General features: G+C 61.2%; 17 protein-coding genes and 1 pseudogene. 10 read left to right on the top strand and 8 right to left on the bottom strand.

Features of this window, described 5'->3' with window-relative positions; genetic code table 11:
- Window positions 1–99: 99 nt before the first annotated feature.
- The 4 genes and pseudogenes from argB to coaBC form a co-directional block, all read right to left on the bottom strand.
- A complete protein-coding gene (gene argB / locus CKW11_RS12120) occupies window positions 100–1005 on the bottom strand; it encodes an acetylglutamate kinase (RefSeq protein ID WP_007962366.1) in 906 nt (301 codons plus the stop codon).
- A gap of 17 nt (window positions 1006–1022) precedes the next feature.
- Window positions 1023–2399: pseudogene (locus CKW11_RS12115) on the bottom strand (phosphomannomutase/phosphoglucomutase); the annotation flags it as partial.
- 330 nt (window positions 2400–2729) lie between these two features.
- A complete protein-coding gene (dut, locus tag CKW11_RS12105; RefSeq protein ID WP_047596787.1) occupies window positions 2730–3185 on the bottom strand; it encodes a dUTP diphosphatase in 456 nt (151 codons plus the stop codon).
- Window positions 3186–3190: 5 nt separating this feature from the next.
- The gene (gene coaBC / locus CKW11_RS12100) at window positions 3191–4399 is read right to left on the bottom strand and encodes a bifunctional phosphopantothenoylcysteine decarboxylase/phosphopantothenate--cysteine ligase CoaBC (RefSeq protein WP_095137696.1); all 1209 of its coding nucleotides are present in this window, start codon (window positions 4397–4399) and stop codon (window positions 3191–3193) included.
- Between the two features lie 136 nt (window positions 4400–4535).
- On the opposite strand from coaBC, the gene radC reads away from it, so the two are divergent.
- Window positions 4536–5210, top strand: a complete 675-nt coding sequence (radC, locus tag CKW11_RS12095; protein WP_027610412.1) for a DNA repair protein RadC — start codon at window positions 4536–4538, stop codon at window positions 5208–5210.
- A gap of 135 nt (window positions 5211–5345) precedes the next feature.
- Here the strand turns inward: radC and CKW11_RS12090 are convergent, their stop codons facing one another.
- Entirely contained in the window at window positions 5346–6932 is a 1587-nt protein-coding gene (locus CKW11_RS12090; RefSeq protein ID WP_095137695.1) for an ABC transporter substrate-binding protein, read from the bottom strand.
- Window positions 6933–7378: 446 nt separating this feature from the next.
- Here CKW11_RS12090 and rpmB point away from each other — a divergent pair, with 446 nt between their 5' ends.
- Both rpmB and rpmG read left to right on the top strand, forming a co-directional pair.
- Window positions 7379–7612: a 50S ribosomal protein L28 gene (gene rpmB, locus CKW11_RS12085; RefSeq protein WP_003229474.1), complete on the top strand. Its 234-nt coding sequence runs from the start codon at window positions 7379–7381 to the stop codon at window positions 7610–7612.
- 11 nt (window positions 7613–7623) lie between these two features.
- Entirely contained in the window at window positions 7624–7779 is a 156-nt protein-coding gene (rpmG, locus tag CKW11_RS12080) for a 50S ribosomal protein L33 (protein WP_003177274.1), read from the top strand.
- Window positions 7780–7987: 208 nt separating this feature from the next.
- Here rpmG and CKW11_RS12075 read toward each other — a convergent pair whose 3' ends face one another.
- Entirely contained in the window at window positions 7988–8350 is a 363-nt protein-coding gene (locus tag CKW11_RS12075; RefSeq protein ID WP_027610414.1) for a cupin domain-containing protein, read from the bottom strand.
- A gap of 233 nt (window positions 8351–8583) precedes the next feature.
- On the opposite strand from CKW11_RS12075, the gene CKW11_RS12070 reads away from it, so the two are divergent.
- Both CKW11_RS12070 and CKW11_RS12065 read left to right on the top strand, forming a co-directional pair.
- Entirely contained in the window at window positions 8584–10077 is a 1494-nt protein-coding gene (locus CKW11_RS12070; protein WP_095137694.1) for an aldehyde dehydrogenase, read from the top strand.
- Between the two features lie 244 nt (window positions 10078–10321).
- Window positions 10322–11464, top strand: a complete 1143-nt coding sequence (locus CKW11_RS12065; protein ID WP_095137693.1) for an MFS transporter — start codon at window positions 10322–10324, stop codon at window positions 11462–11464.
- Window positions 11465–11550: 86 nt separating this feature from the next.
- Here the strand turns inward: CKW11_RS12065 and CKW11_RS12060 are convergent, their stop codons facing one another.
- Window positions 11551–13101 carry a phospholipase D family protein gene (locus CKW11_RS12060; RefSeq protein ID WP_371917872.1) on the bottom strand — a complete coding sequence of 517 codons (1551 nt, stop codon included), beginning with the start codon at window positions 13099–13101 and terminating at the stop codon, window positions 11551–11553.
- Between the two features lie 312 nt (window positions 13102–13413).
- On the opposite strand from CKW11_RS12060, the gene CKW11_RS12055 reads away from it, so the two are divergent.
- The 4 genes from CKW11_RS12055 (at window position 13414) to CKW11_RS12040 (ending at window position 17821) form a co-directional block, all read left to right on the top strand.
- Window positions 13414–14064 (top strand): DUF1120 domain-containing protein, encoded by a 651-nt coding sequence (locus tag CKW11_RS12055; protein ID WP_095137691.1) that lies wholly within the window; start codon window positions 13414–13416, stop codon window positions 14062–14064.
- Window positions 14065–14151: 87 nt separating this feature from the next.
- Window positions 14152–14865 carry a fimbria/pilus chaperone family protein gene (locus tag CKW11_RS12050; RefSeq protein WP_095137690.1) on the top strand — a complete coding sequence of 238 codons (714 nt, stop codon included), beginning with the start codon at window positions 14152–14154 and terminating at the stop codon, window positions 14863–14865.
- 35 nt (window positions 14866–14900) lie between these two features.
- Window positions 14901–17294: a fimbria/pilus outer membrane usher protein gene (locus CKW11_RS12045; protein ID WP_256582060.1), complete on the top strand. Its 2394-nt coding sequence runs from the start codon at window positions 14901–14903 to the stop codon at window positions 17292–17294.
- On the top strand, window positions 17291–17821 hold the full coding sequence (locus CKW11_RS12040; RefSeq protein ID WP_095137688.1) for a hypothetical protein: 531 nt from the start codon (window positions 17291–17293) through the stop codon (window positions 17819–17821). The genes CKW11_RS12045 and CKW11_RS12040 overlap by 4 nt, the downstream gene beginning before the upstream one ends.
- Here the strand turns inward: CKW11_RS12040 and CKW11_RS12035 are convergent, their stop codons facing one another.
- Window positions 17822–19240 (bottom strand): PLP-dependent aminotransferase family protein, encoded by a 1419-nt coding sequence (locus CKW11_RS12035; protein WP_095137687.1) that lies wholly within the window; start codon window positions 19238–19240, stop codon window positions 17822–17824.
- A 179-nt stretch (window positions 19241–19419) separates the two neighbouring features.
- On the opposite strand from CKW11_RS12035, the gene CKW11_RS12030 reads away from it, so the two are divergent.
- A complete protein-coding gene (locus CKW11_RS12030) occupies window positions 19420–19665 on the top strand; it encodes a DUF1127 domain-containing protein (RefSeq protein ID WP_095137686.1) in 246 nt (81 codons plus the stop codon).
- Window positions 19666–19689: the final 24 nt, after the last annotated feature.

Genomic DNA, 19689 nt, shown 5'->3' with positions numbered 1-19689 from the left:
AAAGATCGCAGACTTCGCCAGTTCCTACAGAAATTTCGTACGCACGAAATTTGCTTTTGTAGGAGCTGCCGCAGGCTGCGATCTTTTGCGTTTCAGCGATCAGTGACGCTTGCGATTGCTGATCAGCGTGCCCACACCGGTGTCGGTGAAGATTTCCAGCAGGATCGCGTTCGGTACGCGGCCATCGATGATCAGCGAGCTGCCGACACCGCCCTGAACCGCTTCCAGCGCACAGCGGATCTTCGGCAGCATGCCGCCGTAGATGGTGCCATCGGCGATCAGGTCGTCGACCTGCTGAGTGCTCAGGCCGGTCAACACGGTGCCAGACTTGTCCATCAGGCCGGCGATGTTGGTCAGCAGCATCAGCTTCTCGGCTTTCAGCGCTTCGGCGACTTTACCGGCCACCAGGTCGGCGTTGATGTTGTACGACTCGCCGTTTTCACCCACGCCGATTGGCGCGATCACCGGAATGAAGTTGCCTTTGACCAGCAGATTCAGCAGTTCGGTGTTGATCCCTACCACTTCACCGACCTGACCGATATCGATGATTTCCGGCTGAGTCATCTCCGGGGTCTGGCGGGTGACGGTCAGTTTCTTCGCACGAATCAGCCCGGCGTCTTTGCCGGTCAGGCCGATGGCGCTGCCGCCGTGACGGTTGATCAGGTTGACGATGCTTTTGTTGACCTGGCCGCCGAGAACCATTTCCACCACATCCATGGTCGCGGCGTCGGTGACGCGCATGCCATCGACGAAGTGGCTTTCGATCGACAGGCGCTTGAGCAGATCACCGATCTGCGGGCCGCCGCCGTGAACCACCACCGGGTTGATGCCCACGGCTTTCATCAAGACGATGTCGCGGGCGAAGCCGGTTTTCAGCTCCTCGCTTTCCATCGCGTTGCCGCCGTATTTGATCACCAGGGTCTTGCCGACATAACGTCGGATGTAAGGCAACGCTTCGGACAGGACCTGGGCGGTGTGGGCGGCGGCTTCGCGTTCGAGGGTCATTCAGGGCTCCGGGTGAATCAGAACGGTAGTTGGAGATCAGGTGCAACGCGTTTCAGTTGGGCGTGGAACACAGCCTTGATACGCGCAAGTTCTGCCTCGTCATCGGCCTCGAAACGCAGCACCAGCACCGGTGTGGTGTTGGACGCGCGCACCAGGCCCCAGCCTTTGGCGTAATCGACTCGCACGCCGTCGATAGTGGTCAGGTCAGCGCCTGGACCCCACTGTGCGTCGTGCAGTGCATCAATGATGCTGAATTTGCTCTCTTCGGTCACATGGATATTGATTTCCGGCGTAGAAATATCGTTCGGGAAGGTCGCAAACAGCTCTTCCGCGGTGGATTTTTCCTTGCTGAGGATCTCCAGCAGCCGAGCGGCGCTGTAGATGCCGTCGTCGAAACCGAACCAGCGCTCCTTGAAGAAGATGTGCCCGCTCATTTCGCCGGCCAATAGAGCACCGGATTGTTTCATTTTCTTTTTGATCAACGAGTGACCAGTCTTCCACATTAGCGGCCGACCACCGTATTCCTTGATCAGCGGCACCAGACGACGGGTGCATTTGACGTCGAAAATGATCTCCGCGTCGGGGTTGCGCGCCACCACATCGCGGGCGAACAGCATCAGCAGACGATCCGGGTAGACGATGCTGCCAGTGTTGGTCACCACGCCGACGCGGTCGCCGTCGCCATCGAAGGCCAGGCCAAGATCGGCGTTGGTTTCCTTGACCTTGGCGATCAGGTCGACGAGGTTTTCGGGCTTGCCCGGATCCGGGTGATGGTTGGGGAAGTTGCCGTCGACTTCGCAGAACAGCGGGATGACCTCGCAGTTCAGCGCTTCGATCAGTTGCGGGGCGATCACGCCAGCCGCGCCGTTGCCGCAGTCGACCACGACTTTCAGGCGTCGGGCCAGTTTGACGTCCTTGACGATTTCGGTGGTGTAGCGGTCAAGGATTTCGACCTGGGTCACGCTGCCCTGACCGCTGGTCAGGTCATTGGTCTTGATGCGCTCGTGCAGCACCTGGATCTGCTCGTTGGCCAGGGTGTCGCCGGCGATCACGATCTTGAAACCGTTGTAATTCGACGGGTTATGGCTGCCGGTGAGCATCACCCCCGACTTGCCGGCCAGCACGTTGGCCGCGTAATACAGCGCAGGCGTCGGGACCAGGCCGACGTCACTGACGTGGCAGCCGCTCTCGGCAATACCGCGGATCAGTTCTGCAACCAGCTCCGGGCCGGACAGGCGACCGTCGCGACCGACGGAAACGTTCGGCTCGCCTTGGGCGAGGCTCTGCGAGCCGATGGCGCGGCCGATCCAGTAGGCGGTTTCGGCATTGAGGAATTCCGGCACGGTGCCGCGAATGTCATAGGCGCGGAAGATGCTGTCGGGAAGCTTCGGGGCGATCTTGGCGGGGGTGCTCATCTGCACAAATGCTCCATCTCGAAAGTGGCGGGACACACCGACGATTCACTCGGCGGCAGGCTCAAACTGAAGGGTATGACGGCGTTTTCCACAGAGAGTTCGTGGTGTGAAAGGGCCATGACGCCTCGGCTGGCGTGGCTTGTGGCCGGCAAAACCTTGATTTACGGTGTTAAAGCCTGCTGCCGATGTAGCGCATTTTTTGTGGCGAGGGAGCTTGCTCCCGCTTGGGTGCGCAGCGCCCACAAGATTTTGGGTCTGCTGCGCAGCCCAGCGGGAGCAAGCTCCCTCGCCACAATGATGTATATCCGGTTATTTGGTGCCGGTATGGCCAAATCCGCCCGCGCCGCGCTCGGTTTCGACGAACTCTTCAACCATTTCGAAATGTGCCTGCACCACCGGAACCAGCACCAATTGCGCCAGACGCTCGCCGACGGTCATGGTGAAGTCGTTCTGGCCACGGTTCCAGCACGACACCATCAACGGGCCCTGATAATCCGAGTCGATCAGGCCGACGAGGTTGCCCAGCACGATGCCGTGCTTATGGCCCATGCCCGAGCGCGGCAGGATCAGTGCGGCGAGGTTCGGGTCGCCGATGTACACCGACAGACCGGTAGGGATCAGCACGGTTTCACCCGGCTTGATCACGATGTCCTGCTCCAGCATGGCGCGCAGGTCGAGGCCGGCGGAGCCCGGGGTGGCGTATTGCGGCAGCGGAAATTCAGTACCGATGCGGGGGTCGAGGATCTTGGCTTGCAAAGCGTGCATGTAAATTAAACCTGGTTCAGACGTTCGGCGATAAAAGTGACCAGTTGGCGAGCGATCTTGCTCTTGCTGGTCTGGGCGAAAACGGTGGCGTGAAGCCCACGATCGATCACGCTGCAGGCGTTTTCTTCGCTGTTGAAACCGATGCTCGGGTTGGCGACGTCGTTGGCGACGATCAGATCGAGATTCTTGTCTTTCAGCTTGCGTGCAGCGTAGTCGAGCAGGTGTTCGGTCTCGGCGGCAAAGCCGACACTGAACGGACGGTCGGGACGGGTCGCGATGGTGGCCAGGATGTCCGGGTTGCGCACCATTTGCAGGACGAAGCCGTCGCCGCTTGTAGGGTCTTTCTTGAGTTTTTGCGGGGCAACGACTTCCGGACGGTAGTCCGCCACCGCCGCCGACGAGATGAACACGTCACATGGAATGGCCGATTCGCACGCTGCGAGCATGTCGCGGGCACTGACCACGTCGATGCGCGTGACGCGATCCGGCGTCGGCAGGTGCACCGGGCCGCTGATCAGGGTCACGCGGGCGCCGGCTTCCACCGCAGCTTCGGCCAGAGCGAAGCCCATTTTCCCGGAGCTGTGGTTGGTGATGTAGCGCACCGGGTCGATGTTTTCCTGGGTCGGGCCGGCGGTGATCACCACATGCTTGCCGGTCAGCGCCTGTCGCTGGAAGCAATCCGCCGCGCACTGCGCCAGATCGGTGGCTTCCATCATCCGGCCCATGCCGACGTCGCCGCAGGCCTGGCTGCCAGAGGCCGGGCCGAAAGTCTTCAGGCCGCGACTTTCAAGGAGTTGCAGGTTGGCTTGGGTTGCCGGATCGCGCCACATCGCCTGATTCATTGCTGGCGCGACGGCCACCACGGCGTCGGTGGCCAGCACCAGGGTGGTCAGCAGATCGTTGGCGATGCCTTGGGCCAGACGGGCGATCAGGTCAGCGGTGGCCGGGGCGATCAGCACCAGATCGGCCCATTTGGCCAGTTCGATGTGGCCCATCGCCGCTTCGGCGGCCGGGTCGAGCAGATCCAGGTGAACCGGGTGCCCGGACAGCGCTTGCATGGTCAGCGGGGTGATGAACTCGGCGCCGCCATGGGTCATGACCACGCGCACTTCGGCGCCCTGGTCGATCAGGCGACGAACCAGATCGGCGCTCTTGTAGGCCGCAATGCCGCCGCCGACGCCCAGAACGATGCGTTTCCGATACAGCCGCTGCATAGGTCTGCCTTTACATTTCGTGGGTGACATACGTGGCGAAACCCCCTCCCCAGGGTGAATTCGCCCGCAAAAAAGATGGGCTACGATATCACAGCGACCGCTATGGAACAGCGGTGCCCACAGACAAGGAAGGTGTATGAGTATTCGCGATTGGCCGGCGGCGGAACGGCCGCGGGAGAAGCTGCTTGAACAGGGCTCGGGAAGTCTTTCAGATGCCGAGTTGCTGGCGATTTTTCTTCGTACCGGGGTCACGGGAAAGAGCGCGGTGGATCTGGCGCGACACCTGTTGACGCAATTCGGCAGTCTGCGCGCATTACTGGAGGCCGATCTCGCGGCGTTCAGCGGGCAGTTGGGATTGGGGCCTGCGAAATTCGCGCAGTTGCAGGCGGTGCTGGAAATGGGGCGGAGACATCTGGCCGAGTGCATGCGTAAAAAGCCGGCGCTGGAAAATCCGCAGGCAGTTCGGGACTATCTGAAATCCATGCTGCGCCATGAGCCCCACGAGGTGTTCGGCTGCCTGTTTCTTGATTCCAAGCATCAGGTTTTGACGTTCGAGGCGCTGTTTCGCGGCTCGATCGACAATACCAGCGTGCATCCCCGGGAAGTGGTGAAACGCTCATTAGCCAACAACGCGGCGGCGGTGATTCTCTGCCATAACCACCCGTCGGGGAACAGCGATCCGAGCCAGGCGGACCGCCAACTGACCAAGCGCTTGCAGAAGGCTCTGGACCTGATTGATGTACGGGTGCTGGATCACTTCATCATTGGCGACGGCGAGCCGCTGTCGATGGCGGAATGTGGCTGGATGTAGCTTTCTACAACAAACGGCAACCCCTGTGTGAGCGGGCTTGCTCGCGAATGCGGTGGGTCAGTCACTAAAAATGTTGGCTGATTCGACGCCTTCGCGAGCGAGCCCGCTCCCACAGGGGGGCTGTGTTGTGGAAGGTTATTTCAGGTTGACCTTGGAGTAGTCCTGGCGGCCGAACGGGCTCACTGCGTAACCCTGCACATCCTTGCGCGTCAGCGCATAAGCGGTCGGGTGTGCCAGCGGCAACCAGAGTGCCTGCTGCTGAATCTGCGCCTGCGCCTGTTCGTACAGCTTGGTGCGCACGCCTTGCTCGCTGGTGGTCTTGCCGGCGCTGATCAGCTTGTCCAGGTCGGCATTGCAGTAGCGGGCGAAGTTGGTGCCGGACTTCACCGCCGCGCAGGAAAACTGCGGCGTGAGGAAGTTGTCCGGGTCGCCGTTGTCGCCGGCCCAGCCCATGAACAGCAGGTCATGCTCGCCAGCCTTGGCGCGGCGTATCAGTTCGCCCCACTCGATCACGCGAATTTCCGCCTGAATGCCGATTTCCGCCAGATCCGACTGCAGCAATTGCGCGCCCAGACTCGGGTTCGGGTTGAGCAGGCTGCCGGATGGACGCGTCCAGATGGTGGTCTGGAAGCCGTCCTTGAGTCCGGCCTTGGCCAGCAGTGCCTTGGCCTTGGCCACATCGTGCGGATAGCCCGGCAGGTTCTTCGCGTAGCTCCAGGTGTTCGGCGGGTAAGGGCCGTTGGCGGGTTCGGCGGTGTCTTCGAACACGGCTTTGACGTAGTTGGCTTTGTCGAAAGCGAGGTTGATCGCCTGGCGCACTTCCGGTTTGTCGAGCGGTGGATGCTGGCTGTTGATGCCGACGAAAGCGGTCATGAACGCGTCAGTCTTTTCCACTTTCAGCGTCGGCTCTTCCTGCGCGGCCTTCACGTCCAGCGGTTTCGGCGAAAGGGCGATCTGGCACTCGTTGCGCCGCAGCTTTTGCAGGCGCACGTTGGCGTCCGGGGTGATGGCGAAGATCAGCGGGTCGACCGCAGGCTTGCCGCCGAAGTAGTCCGGGTTGGCCTTGTAGCGCACAGAGGCGTCTTTCTGGAAGCGCGTGAAGATGAACGGACCGGTGCCGATCGGCTGGCTGTTGAGCTTGTCGGTGGCGTCGGCCTTGAGCAGCTTGTCGGCATATTCGGCGGAATAGATGGAGGCGAAGCCCATGCTCAGGGTCGCGAGGAACGTCGAATCCGGGTGATCGAGAGTAAAGCGCACGGTCAACGGGTCAAGCGCGTCGATTTTCTTGATCAGTGCCGGCAACTGCATGGACTGGGCGTGCGGGAAGCCGCTTTGCGCCACTTTGTGCCATGGGTTGGCCGGATCGAGCATGCGGTCGAAGCTGAATTTGACGTCTTCGGCGCTCAGGGTACGAGTCGGCTTGAAATAGTCAGTGCTGTGAAACTTCACCTGCGGGTGCAGCTTGAACACATAAGTCAGGCCGTCGGTGCTGATTTCCCAGCTGTCGGCCAGGCTCGGCACGACTTTGCCGCTGGCGGTATCGAAGTCGACCAGACGGTTCATCAGCACATCGGCCGAAGCGTTGGTGGTGGTCAACGAGTTGTATTGCACCACGTCGAACCCCTCGGGGCTGGCCTCGGTGCACACGCTCAGGGCGGCAGCCTGGGCCAGGGGACTCAGCAGAAGCGGGGCGAGTAACAGGGGTAGGGCAGCGAGGCGCATGGTCGGCTTCCTTTACAGATCGAAGGCCATCTGCAGGTGCAGTCTGGAAAAGGGTTACCCTAGAGGGCTGGATTGCAAATGACTATCCCCTTTTTGCATTTTTCGGGCCGGGGCAGTGGCGTTTTTCGGACCACGGTGCACGAGGAAAAGTCGAAAACCTCTGTTAGAGCGGTTTTCTGCGACGAGTGGTCGAAACTCGCCTCAGCCTTTATCCAAAGCGTCCGCAGCCGGAAAAAGCGCCTTTTTACCGCTTGATTGCACATCCATTGTTGTTGCACCCCGGTCTTTCTGGTATAAAGCAGCGCTCTTTTCTAGGGGCCCGGTTCCTTCACTGTAGGTGTAGCCGGTAAGACCTCTAAAGAAACGCGGCGCCTGGCGCCAAATGACTGAGAGATTAAGCGGCCAACCCATGCCGGGTTGGGCATGTGGTTTTAGAGGGCTGAGGCATGTCGAGAGTATGTCAAGTTACCGGTAAGGGTCCGGTAACCGGGAATAACATTTCCCACGCAAACAACAAAACCCGTCGTCGTTTCCTGCCGAACCTGCAGCATCACCGCTTCTGGGTTGAAGAAGAGAAACGTTTTGTGCGTCTGCGCGTATCTGCCAAAGGCATGCGCATCATCGACAAGCGTGGCATCAGTGTCGTGCTCGCCGAACTTCGCCGCGATGGCAAGATTTAAGGGAGCTAATCATGCGTGAATTGATTCGTTTGATCTCGAGCGCCGGTACTGGTCACTTCTACACTACCGACAAGAACAAGCGTACTACCCCGGACAAAATCGAGATCAAGAAATATGATCCGGTTGTTCGCAAGCACGTGATCTACAAGGAAGGCAAAATCAAGTAATTGATTTTTCCCGACTTACAAAAAAGGCCCGTATCTCACGATACGGGCCTTTTTTGTTGTCTCGGATTTCTGCGGTATCCGGCCGGGTCTAATCGCTGGCAAGCCAGCTCCCACAGTAATTGCGCGATGACGCAAATATTGTGTTCACAGAGATCAAATGTGGGAGCGGGCTTGCTCGCGAAGAGGCCGGATCAGCCAGCGAAAAGACTCAGGCCTTCTTTTCAAAGATCACATAGATCTTGCGGCAAGCCTCCAGCACCTCCCAAGTACCACGGAAACCGGCCGGAATCACAAAGCGGTCGCCAACACGCAAGGTCTTGGCATTGCCATCGCTGTCACGCAGCACCGAAACCCCCTGCAGGATTTCGCAATATTCGTGCTCGGTGTAGTTCACCGTCCACTGCCCAACCGCGCCTTCCCACACGCCAACACCCATTTGCCCACAAGGGCTGTCGTACTGGTTGAACACCGCTTGCTCTGGGTCGCCCTTGAGCACTTTGGCCGGGTCCGGGCGATAGCGTTCGGCTTCGCTGCTGGTCAGGCTGATATCGACGACGTTCTGGATGTTCATTGTTGTTTTCTCCCGTGATGACGGCGCGGTGGCTTGAATGGGCCAAAGTCTATGTTTATTAAAATGAACACCGCAAGGGCGTATGGCGCGCTTATGTCAAATATATTGAAACAACCCCGGCCGCTGGTTTAGGGTGGCGGGTGCCTTGGGCCGAAAAGCAGGCTGGCCGGGCAGCATTCCTGAAGACGTCCGCGAAGACGCGGCGCTCTATTCAACAAGAGGAGGACACTCGAATGACCACCCTGACTCGTGCCGATTGGGAACAACGTGCTCGCGACCTGAAGATCGAAGGCCGCGCCTACCTCAACGGTGAATACACCGACGCCGTCTCCGGCGAGACTTTCGAGTGCATCAGCCCGGTCGATGGCCGTCTGCTGGGCAAGATCGCCAGCTGTGACGCCGCCGACGCCCAGCGCGCCGTGGAAAACGCCCGCGCCACCTTCAATTCGGGCGTCTGGTCGCGCCTGGCGCCGACCAAACGCAAAGCCACCATGATTCGTTTCGCCAGCCTGCTCAAGCAGCACGCTGAAGAACTGGCATTGCTCGAAACCCTCGACATGGGCAAGCCGATCAGCGACTCGCTGTACATTGACGTCCCGGGCGCGGCGCAAGCGCTGAGCTGGAGCGGTGAAGCGATCGACAAGATCTACGACGAAGTGGCGGCCACGCCGCACGATCAACTGGGTCTGGTGACCCGCGAGCCAGTGGGTGTCGTCGGTGCCATCGTGCCGTGGAACTTCCCGCTGATGATGGCTTGCTGGAAGCTCGGCCCGGCGCTGTCGACCGGTAACTCGGTGATCCTCAAGCCGTCGGAAAAATCTCCGCTGACCGCCATCCGCATCGCTGCGCTGGCAGTGGAAGCCGGCATTCCGAAAGGCGTGCTCAACGTGCTGCCGGGCTACGGCCACACCGTCGGCAAGGCGCTGGCGCTGCACAATGATGTCGACACCCTGGTGTTCACCGGTTCGACCAAGATCGCCAAGCAACTGATGATCTACTCCGGCGAATCGAACATGAAGCGCGTGTGGCTGGAAGCCGGCGGCAAGAGCCCGAACATCGTCTTCGCCGATGCGCCGGATCTGCAAGCCGCTGCCGAATCCGCCGCCAGCGCCATCGCCTTCAACCAGGGCGAAGTCTGCACCGCCGGTTCGCGTCTGCTGGTCGAGCGTTCGATCAAGGACAAATTCCTGCCGATGGTGATCGAGGCGCTGAAAGCCTGGAAGCCGGGCAATCCGCTGGACCCGGCGACCAACGTCGGCGCGCTGGTCGATACCCAGCAGATGAACACCGTGCTGTCGTACATCGAATCCGGTCACAGCGACGGCGCCAAACTGGTGGCCGGCGGCAAGCGCATCCTTCAGGAAACCGGTGGCACTTACGTCGAACCGACGATTTTCGACGGCGTGAGCAATGCGATGAAGATCGCTCAGGAAGAGATCTTCGGCCCTGTGCTATCGGTCATCGCCTTCGATACCGCCGAAGAAGCGATCCAGATCGCCAACGACACGCCGTACGGCCTGGCCGCTGCAGTCTGGACGCAAGACATTTCCAAGGCGCATCTGACGGCCAAAGCGTTGCGCGCCGGCAGCGTGTGGGTCAACCAGTACGATGGCGGCGACATGACCGCGCCGTTCGGTGGCTTCAAGCAGTCGGGCAACGGTCGCGACAAGTCGCTGCACGCGTTCGACAAGTACACCGAGCTGAAGGCGACGTGGATCAAGCTGTAAGCCTTTAGCGCAAGCCTGACTCGTTCAGGCTTGCGAACATACAGAGATCCCCTGTGGGAGCAAGTCTCTGTGGTGAGGGGATTTATCCCCGATCGGCTGCGAAGCAGTCGCAAAACCAGTGCATTTGATGGTGCAGGTTTTGAGGTCGCTGCGCGACCTGTCGGGGATGAATCCCCTCACCACAGGGTTTGCTCCCACATTTGGTTTTGTCGTGAACATAAAAATATCCACAGGAGCGTGGACCATGCGTTGGGCGACGTATTTCGCCGTGTTGGCGTCTGTCTTGAGTGTCGGTCTGGCCTTGGGGGTCAGCATGCCGCTGGTGTCGTTGCGTCTGGAGAGTTGGGGCTATGGGTCCTTCGCCATCGGCGTGATGGCGGCGATGCCGGCGCTTGGCGTATTGCTGGGCGCGAAGATTTCCAGTCATCTGGCGGCACGTCTCGGCACCGCGAACCTGATGCGCCTGTGCCTGTGGGCCGGCGCATTGTCGATCGGCTTGCTGGCGCTGCTGCCGAGTTATCCGGTCTGGCTGGTGCTGCGCCTGATGATCGGGGTGATCCTGACCATCGTGTTCATCCTTGGCGAAAGCTGGATCAATCAACTGGTCGTCGAACACTGGCGCGGTCGTCTGGTCGCTCTGTATGGCAGCAGCTATGCGCTGAGCCAACTGTCTGGTCCGCTGCTGTTGGGGGCGCTGGGTACTGAGCATGATTATGGATTCTGGGTCGGCGTCGGGTTGCTGACGGTTTCGCCTTTGCTGTTGATGGGCCGCAGCGGTGCGCCGAGCAGTGAAGCCAGCAGCGTGACCTTCGGCGACCTGTGGGGGTTTGCCCGCGAGTTGCCGGCGATTGCCTGGGCGGTGTCACTGTTCGCCGCGTTCGAAGCGATGATCCTCACGCTGTTGCCAGTGTATTGCCTGCAACAGGGCTTCACCGCCGAGATTGCGTTGGCGATGGTCAGCACCGTGGTGGTCGGCGACGCACTGTTGCAACTGCCGATCGGCGCGCTGGCGGATTACCTGTCGCGGCGCACGTTGTTCACCGGATGCGCGGTGATCCTGATGCTGTCGAGCCTGGCGATTCCGCTGTTGATCGATACGCTGCTGATCTGGCCGTTGTGGGTGTTGTTCGGCGCCAGTGCCGGTGGCCTGTTCACCTTGTCGCTGATCCTGATCGGCGAGCGTTATCGCGACGACGCGCTGGTGCGGGCCAATGCGCACATTGCGCAGCTGTGGGGTGTCGGTTGTCTGATCGGGCCTTTGCTGGCGGGGGCGGGCAGTCAGTGGATCAGCGGGCATGCGTTGCCGTTGTTGATGGCGGCGGGGGCGTTTGGATTGGTGATTCTGCTGATGCGTCAGGGGGCATTCGGGACGGTGCAGACGGCTTAAGGTCAAAAGATCGCAGCCTGCGGCAGCTCCTACAGGGAAACCGCATTCCAGTGTAGGAGCTGTCGCAGGCTGCGATCTTTTGCTTTTTAAAGCATCCGCTCCAGGCCGACAGTGGTGCTGAACCACGCATTGAAGCGCCGCCACCAGCTCCCCGGTTCCTTGGTCAGGGTGTGCATCTGACCATTATCCTCGGTTACCCAGACGATCTCGCCATCCTGCAGTTTCGCTTCATAACTCAGGGCCGGCGCCATGCCTTGCAGCGCCAGTTCGCGCACGTGTTCGGCCAGTTCCGGGCTGTCCACCAGAACCCCGACTTCGGTGTTCCACAGCACTGAGCGCGGATCGAAGTTGAACGAGCCGATAAATGCTTTCTGCCGATCGAAAATCATTGCCTTGCTATGCAGGCTGGAATCCGAACCACGGAAAGACTTGCTGTAGAAAAGATGCGGGCCGCTGCCATAGTTATCCCCAGGCTGACGGCGCAGTTCATACAGTTTCACCCCGTGCTCCAGCAGCGCCTTGCGATACGGTGCGTAACCGCCGTGCACCGCCGGCACATCGGTAGCTTCCAGCGAGTTGGTCAGCAGGCTCACCGAGACCCCGGCGTCGGCACGCCCGGTCAGGTACACCAGCCCCGGCTGGCCGGGCACGAAGTACGCCGAGATCATGATCAGCTCTTTGCTGACGCCGCGCAGTTCCGGCGCCAGTTGCGAGGTCAGCAACAGTTGCGGGTCCGGTTCGTCCTTGGCCAGCACTTTGCTCGGCGCATCCCACAGCGCCTGGTTCCAGGCCCAGATCAGTTCCTTGCGCCAGATGTCCATGCGTGGCGCGGTCTTGAACGTCATCAACTGTTGATACAGCGCGTGATTCTGTTTGCGGGTTTCATCCAGCGACTCTTCCAGGCGCGTGCGGGTGTTCTGCAGGTCTTTGGCGCTTGGTTTGCTGGAGAGGAATTCGTCGATCGGCTTGCTCAGCGCGCTGTTCCAGTACTGGTCGAAACTGTGCCCGAGTTGCTCGGCCACCGGGCCGACGCTGAGCATGTCGATGTCGGTGAAATTCAGATTCGGCTCGGCATCGAAATACTCGTCGCCCAGATTGCGCCCGCCGACGATGGCCACGCTGTTGTCCGCCAGCCACAACTTGTTGTGCATGCGCCGGTGTTGCAGCGACAGGTTGAACAGGCGTCCGGCGGCGCGGGTCACGCCAGTGCTGCGGCCCAGGTGCAGCGGATTGAACAGGCGGATCTGGATCTGTGGATGCGCCGCCAGTGTGGCGATGATCGTGTCGAGGCCATCACTGGTGGTGTCGTCGAGCAGGACGCGCACGCGCACGCCCCGGTCTGCGGCCTTGAGCAGTTCCTCCACCAGCATCCGCGTGCTGACGCCGTCATGGACGATGTAGTACTGCAAGTCGAGGCTGGTTTGTGCGTTGCGAATCAGCTCAGCGCGGGCGGTGAACGCCTCGGTGCTGTTGGACAGCAAGCGGAAGCCGGAGCGGCCCTGATAGGGCGCGGCCTGGGTCTGAATCGAGCGACCGAATGCGGAGCCCGCGGCCGGCAACGCCTGGCTGGGTTCGCGCGGCGCATCGAGGGTGGCGCAACCACTGGCCAACGAGCACAACACACAGACAGCGAGCAATTTTTTTCCGGGTCGCACGTTGGTTTCTCGGCTGGAGGCAGGGGGTGACGGAGTATGGCACGCAGAGGATTTCAAAGACCGCTCACGGCGGCTCCTCGCCACACTGTGTAAACAATTAGTCGTTCAAAAGTAGGAATGAGTTCGCCTGTGGTTTTGGACTATTTGTTTTGTTGTTTTTTCAGCTCCTGGTCGGCGCCGATTCCTACATACGGATCCTGCAAAAAACGAAATCATCGCCCCGGTGTTCAGCGTCTTGTGAAGGCAATGCGCTGAACAACTGCCATTGATCAATAACCGATGAAGTAGGGACTGATGAAAAAAACAACATGGATGGCAGCCGTCGCGGCTGCAGTATTACCCACCCTGGTGGTCGCCGAGAGCGTGGATCTGAGCGTGATCGGAACCATTATTCCGACCTCGTGCATCCCTGCATTTGCCGGTGGTGGCACGGTAGATTTGCGCAAGATATCCGCAGCCACCCTGAACAAGACCACGCAGACGGTGCTGCCGACCCACGATATTTCGCTGCACATCAATTGCGATGCAGAGGCATCGGTCGAGGTGTCGGTCAGAGACAATCGCACAGCCACCAAATTGCCGGGCATCAACGATGGCGCCGGTAACAGCGATCCGGCTTTGTTCTACGGCCTAGGTGAAATCAACGGCATCCGTATCGGCGGATTTGCGCTGCGTCACGGTCTTCCGGAAGCCGACGGTGCCCCGCAGACTCTGATGACACGCACTCTGGCAGCACCGGCCTGGCAACTGCCTGCTTCGCCGCTGGTGAGTAATGCGCCGGCGCTCTACTCATGGGGTTCCGGCGTGGCAGCTGGCCCGGTCGCGGCGCGTCACCACGGGTTTCCGATGAGCCTGTTGCCGATCATCGGCCCGAGCAACGCGCTGCCGATCACCAGCGAGATTCCGCTCGATGGCTCGGTGACCTTCGACATGTACTACCTCTGATCGTCAGAGCCCGGTCATTACCGGGTTCTTTCAGGTTCATTCAGCGCGCCCTTCGACGGGTGCGCTGCCCCCTGCGGAGCAATACCGATGCCGATTTCCATGTGCCGCCCAGGCTTGCGGGCGTTGCCACTGTGCCTGCTCGCCTTGATTTTGATGCCCGGGGCCCACGCTGCCGGAATGGTGCCGCAAACCCCTGTGCTGGTGGTGGATGAGGGTATCGGTGAAGCGACGATGAATGTGCGAAACACCGAAACGCGTCCGGCCCTGCTGCACACCACGGTCGAAAATATCGAGCCGCATGATCAACTGCTGTTGCTGTTCAGTCCGCCGATTGCCCGTGTCGAAGCCGGGGCGGTGCAGCAGGTACGGTTCATGTTGCAGAGCGCCGAACCGTTGCAGACCGAACATCTGAAACGGGTGATTTTTGAGGGGATCAATCCTGTCGCAGGTGTCGACGGCGCCCGGGTCAATCTGGGGGTTCGGCAAAACCTGCCGGTGATCCTGCGCCCCGCCGGCCTGCCGGTGGAGCGCGAGCCATGGAAACGCCTGAGCTGGTCAGCCACGGCTGAAGGCTTGCTGGTCAGTAATCCCAGTCCTTACGTGGTGCGCCTGGCTAAAGCGATTGTTCCGCTGCCGGGCACAGAGGCGGTGGATCTGCCGCGTACCTGGATCCTGCCGGGAGAGCGCCTGTCTGTCGGGCTGCCGATGAGCGTGACAGTGCGGGCAATGGAGGTACGGATCTTTCCGGCGACCACGTATGGCTTTGCGGTCGGCCATTTCGATGCCCCGGTAACGCGATGATGTCCTGTTGGGCCCGGCGGGGACTGGCACTGCTGATGGCGAATGCGATCGGCATGACGATGGCCAGTGAAGGGGTGGAGTTCGATGCGCAGATGCTTCGCGAGCGTGGACTCGACCCCGCACTGGCTGCGTATTTTCGCCAGGCGCCGCGCTTCCCCCAAGGCACATGGCTGGTCGCGCTTGAGGTCAATGGACAGCCACGGGGGCGGGTGTTCGTGAAATTTAATGAAGAGGGTGAGCCGTGCCTGCAACCGGCCTTGCTCAAGGCTGCTGGCGTGCGCTCGCAAGCGACTTTGACCCGCGCGGAACCGCAGCAGTGCCTGACGCTGGGTGAAGGTCTGCCAGCGGCCACCGTTGCATTGCATCCCGGCAAGGAACAGATCGACCTGCTGCTGCCGACGGATCTGTTGACGTTGCCGGAATTCCAGCCACGCAGCTTCGCCAATGGCGGAGTGGGCGGCGTGTTCAACTACGATGTTTTGGTCATGGGCAGCCAGCACGAGGGGCAACGCAGCGATTTTCGCAGACTGGGTTCGGAGTTCGGCCTGAATGCCGGCAACTGGATTTTGCGCAGTCGCCAGTCCTATACGCAATTGCCCGACAGCGCGCGTTTCGAGCATCTGTATGCCTACGGCACGCGCACCCTGGAAGCCTACGAAGCCAACGTGCAGATCGGCCAATTGAACCTGCAGTCGCCATTGTTTGCCGGCGAATCGTTCAATGGTGTGCAGGTTCTGCCGGAAGGTGCGTTCGCGCAAATGCGCGCAGCACAGGAGGGCGCACGCGGCGAGGTCGAGGGCATTGCCTGGTCGCCATCGCGAATCGAAGTCCGGCAGAACGGCGTGCTGATCTACACCACGCTGGTTCCCGGCGGCCCCTTCACGTTGCGCGCGCTGCCGTTGTTGAGCAATCAGCTCGACCTCGAGGTCAGCGTGCACGAGCAGGAAGGGCAAGTGCGGCGTTTTCGCGTCCCGGCAGCCAGCCTGCAGGATCCACAATTCGATCGCGCCGACGGCTTCAATCTGGCGCTTGGCACGGTGCGCCGCCAGGGCTCGGATGATCGTCAGGCGCCGTCGTTTGCCACCCTTGGCCGGGAGTGGAGTCTGTCGCGCGCGCTGCGCATGAGCGGCGGGCTCCTCGGTGGGGCGGACTATCTGTCGGCAGGCTGGGGGCTGCAGCGTCAATGGCCGGGCAATCTGACCACCGGTGTGCGCCAGGTGCTGTCCAGCGATCGAGACACAGGCATTGCAGGTCATGAGGTGCAAATGACCGTCAGTGCCGTGTTGTCGCCGAATCTGTCCACCAGTGTGGTTGCGGTGCGCCGTGGCCAGGGCTTTCGCACCCTGTCGGACACCGGCTGGAGCCAGCAGCAGGGACGGGCCGAAGCCCCCGGGCGCGATCACTGGACATTTTCGCTCAACGGTACTGTCGAGCGCTGGGGGGCTTTCGGCATGACCTGGTCGCGCTACACCAGCGTGGACGAGCCACCCAACATGCGCCTGGGATTGTCTTGGTCGCAGACGCTACCCTCTCGGATCAGCCTGTCGTTGAGTCTGGAGCGGGGGATCGGCGATGCCGACGCGAGGCACCGGGGCACCTCGGTCTATCTGACGGCCGGGATGCCATTGGGCGATCAGCGCAGGGCTCGCAGCTACCTGCGCAGCGATCCGCGATCCGGGATGCGCAATGGCGTGTCGATGAGCGAAGTGCTCAGTGAAACCCTGGCCTATAGCGCCAGTGCTGAACAGCGTGAAGCCGCGGCGCCATCGCTGGGTTTACGGGTCAACGCACTGGCGCATTACACCAGTCTGGATCTGGGCCTGAACCAGCGAGCCGGGGCGAGCGAATTTGACCTGGGGCTGCGCGGCGGCATGGCGTTGCATCGCGATGGTGTGACGCTGTCGCCGTATCCACTGCGCGAGACCTTTGCCGTGCTCAAGGCTGGCGACCGTGCGGGTCTGAAGCTGTATACGCCGCAAGGCCCGGTGTGGACGGATGGATTGGGCCGGGCGGTGGCGGCGAGTTTGCCGGCCTATTCCACAGCCCGGCTGGAAGTCGATCCGTTGAGTTTGCCGCGCAACGTCGAGGTGCTCGACGGTTATCAGGAGGTCGAGGCCGGGCGTGGCTCGGTTCAGCATATGGATTTTTCCATCGCCCGCGTGCGGCGTGTGCTGTTGAAGGCCAGGACGCTTGACCGGCAATGGCTGCCCAGTGGCCTCGCCGTACGGAACGGGCAAGGCGAATACGTGACCACGGTGCTTGAGGCCGGGGCGATCTTTCTGCCGGATATCAAGCCCGGGCAGCCGCTGCGGGTGCAGCTGTCGGATAGCGCGCACTGCGACCTGCAATTCAATCTGGCTGAATCGCCGGACGAGCACGCACTGATCGAGCCCGTCGACGCGCTCTGTCAGCCTTTGAACCTCACATGACCGAGTTATTGCGCATGCATCGATGGATTGTCCTGATCACGCTGGCATCGTTGGCATCGACCTCGGTCAAGGCCGACGCGGCCTGCCAGATGACGCTTACGCCGAGCGCTGTGGACTACGGCGTTTCGACGCGGGCGCAGCTCCTCGCCCGGCCATCGGGCAATGACGGCAGTTTTGGTGTGCGCACTGTTCAGCTACGGATTGAATGTCCGGCTGCGCGCGCGATCAGGTGGTCCTTTGCTGCGCCGAGCAGCGATGCGCTGCATTACCGCTGGGCACCGGGACGGTTGCAGATACGAATTGTGGCAGCGCGTCTGGATGGCGCGCCGGTACAATGGCAGCGCGACGAAGGCGAGGCGGGCCTGTTGCAGCCTGGCGATCACATCACCGCCTGGCGCTCTGGCAGCCTCGCCGCCGGGCGCCATCTGGAGGTGGAGCTGGAAATCGAAGCCCGCGTCAGCGATGCCTCAAGCCGTGTCGCCGACCTTCAGCGATTTGAGGGGCTCGGCACCTTTCAGCTCGAATGATCAGGTTTCAGTCAGCAGTTTGATCGCCGCCGCGCCGACCTTGCGCACCGCTTCTTCGATCTGCGGTGTCGGTTTCGCCGCGTAGTTCATCCGCAGACAATTGCGGTACTTGCCCGAGGCGGAAAAGATGCTGCCGACGGCAATCTGTACGCCTTGGTCATGCAGCGCGCGATTGAGTTTCAGCGTATCGAACCCTTCCGGCAATTCGACCCACAGCATGAAGCTGCCTTGTGGGCGGCTGGCGCGGGTGCCGGCCGGAAAATAACGCGTGACCCAGTCAATCATTGCGTCGCGATTGCGCTGATATTGCGTGCGCATCCGCCGCAAATGCGGTTCGAAGTGCCCACCTTTGAGGAATTCGGCAATGGCGATCTGCGGCTGCGGCGCAGTGGAACCGGTGCTGATGTATTTCATGTGCAGCACCCGTTCCAGATAACGGCCCGGCGCGACCCAGCCGATGCGCAGGCCCGGGGCCAGGGTCTTGGAAAACGAACTGCACAGCAGCACGCGACCGTCCTCGTCGAAGGACTTGATCGTGCGTGGACGCGGGTAGGTGTAGGCCAGTTCGCCATACACGTCGTCCTCGATGATCGCCACGTCGAAACGCTGCGCCAGCGTCAGCAACGCGCGTTTGCGCGACTCCGGCATGATGTAGCCGAGCGGGTTGTTGCAGTTGGGGGTGATCTGGATGACCTTGATCGGCCACTGCTCCAGCGCCAGTTCCAGCGCTTCGAGGCTGATGCCGGTCAGCGGATCGGTGGGGATCTCCAGAGCTTTCATGCCCAGCCCTTTGAGGGTTTGCATGGCGCCGTGAAAGCTTGGCGAATCCACCGCGACGATATCGCCCGGCTCGCAAATGGCGTGGATGCTGGTGGACAGCGCTTCGTGGCAACCGGTGGTGATCACCAGGTCGCTGGCGCTCAACTGACAGCCGGAATCGAGCATCAACCGGGCGATCTGTTCGCGCAGTTCGAGGGTGCCGTGGATGTTGTCGTAATACAGACCGGGCATGTCCTGGCGGCGGCTGATCCGCGCCAGTCCGCGCAGCAGCGGTTTCATCGTTGGCGTGGTCACGTCGGGCATGCCGCGACCCAGTTGCACCACGTCCTTGCGCGGCACCGCGCGAATCAGCTCCAGCACCTGATCCCACTGCGAAATCTCCACCGGCCGCTGCGCCGGGCGCCCGACTGCGGGCAGCTCCGGCAGCTCGCGGCCCACCGGCACGAAGTAGCCCGACTTGGGTTTCGGCGTGGCCAGACCGCTGTCTTCGAGCATGCGATAGGCCTGCTGCACCGTGCTCAGGCTGACCCCGTGTTCTACGCTCAAGGCGCGCACCGAAGGCAGGCGATCGCCAGGACGGTAGAAGCCTTGTTCGATGCGGGTGCCGAGCAGCTCGGCGAGGTTCACATACAGGGTCATGGCACTGCCTCGATGCAGGTGATTCGTTAAACCAGTACAGATGCAGCAAAAATCGGTGATTCAGACGCAGAAACGGCAAATCTGTATGGAATTAATACAGATGTGTTGAATCTGTAATGCTTTTGCCGACCCGCGCATCATGGAATCTCTGGCTACCCAAGTAAACAGGAGCGACAAAAATGAACGGCTTGAGTGATGTGCGGCTGACGTTACACAGTCAGGAACTGGCGACAGGGCAGGAGGACAGTGCATGGAATAGCGCCATGCGCAACGCGCCGTCCGGCCTGAGTCGCTGGGGCCTGTTCTGGCATCGTCTGCACACGCGCAAGGCGTTGCTCAACCTGACGCCGGAGCAGCTCAAAGATATTGGGCTGACCCGGGAGCAGGCGCAGGAGGAGGGGTTGAAGCCGTTCTGGCGGATCTGAACGGTTTAGCGCCTGTTTCGGCCC

Origin of the sequence: Pseudomonas sp. Irchel s3a10, assembly GCF_900187525.1 — a bacterium.
Lineage (GTDB): Bacteria > Pseudomonadota > Gammaproteobacteria > Pseudomonadales > Pseudomonadaceae > Aquipseudomonas > Aquipseudomonas koreensis_G.
This window is presented reverse-complemented; position numbering and strand designations above follow the sequence as displayed.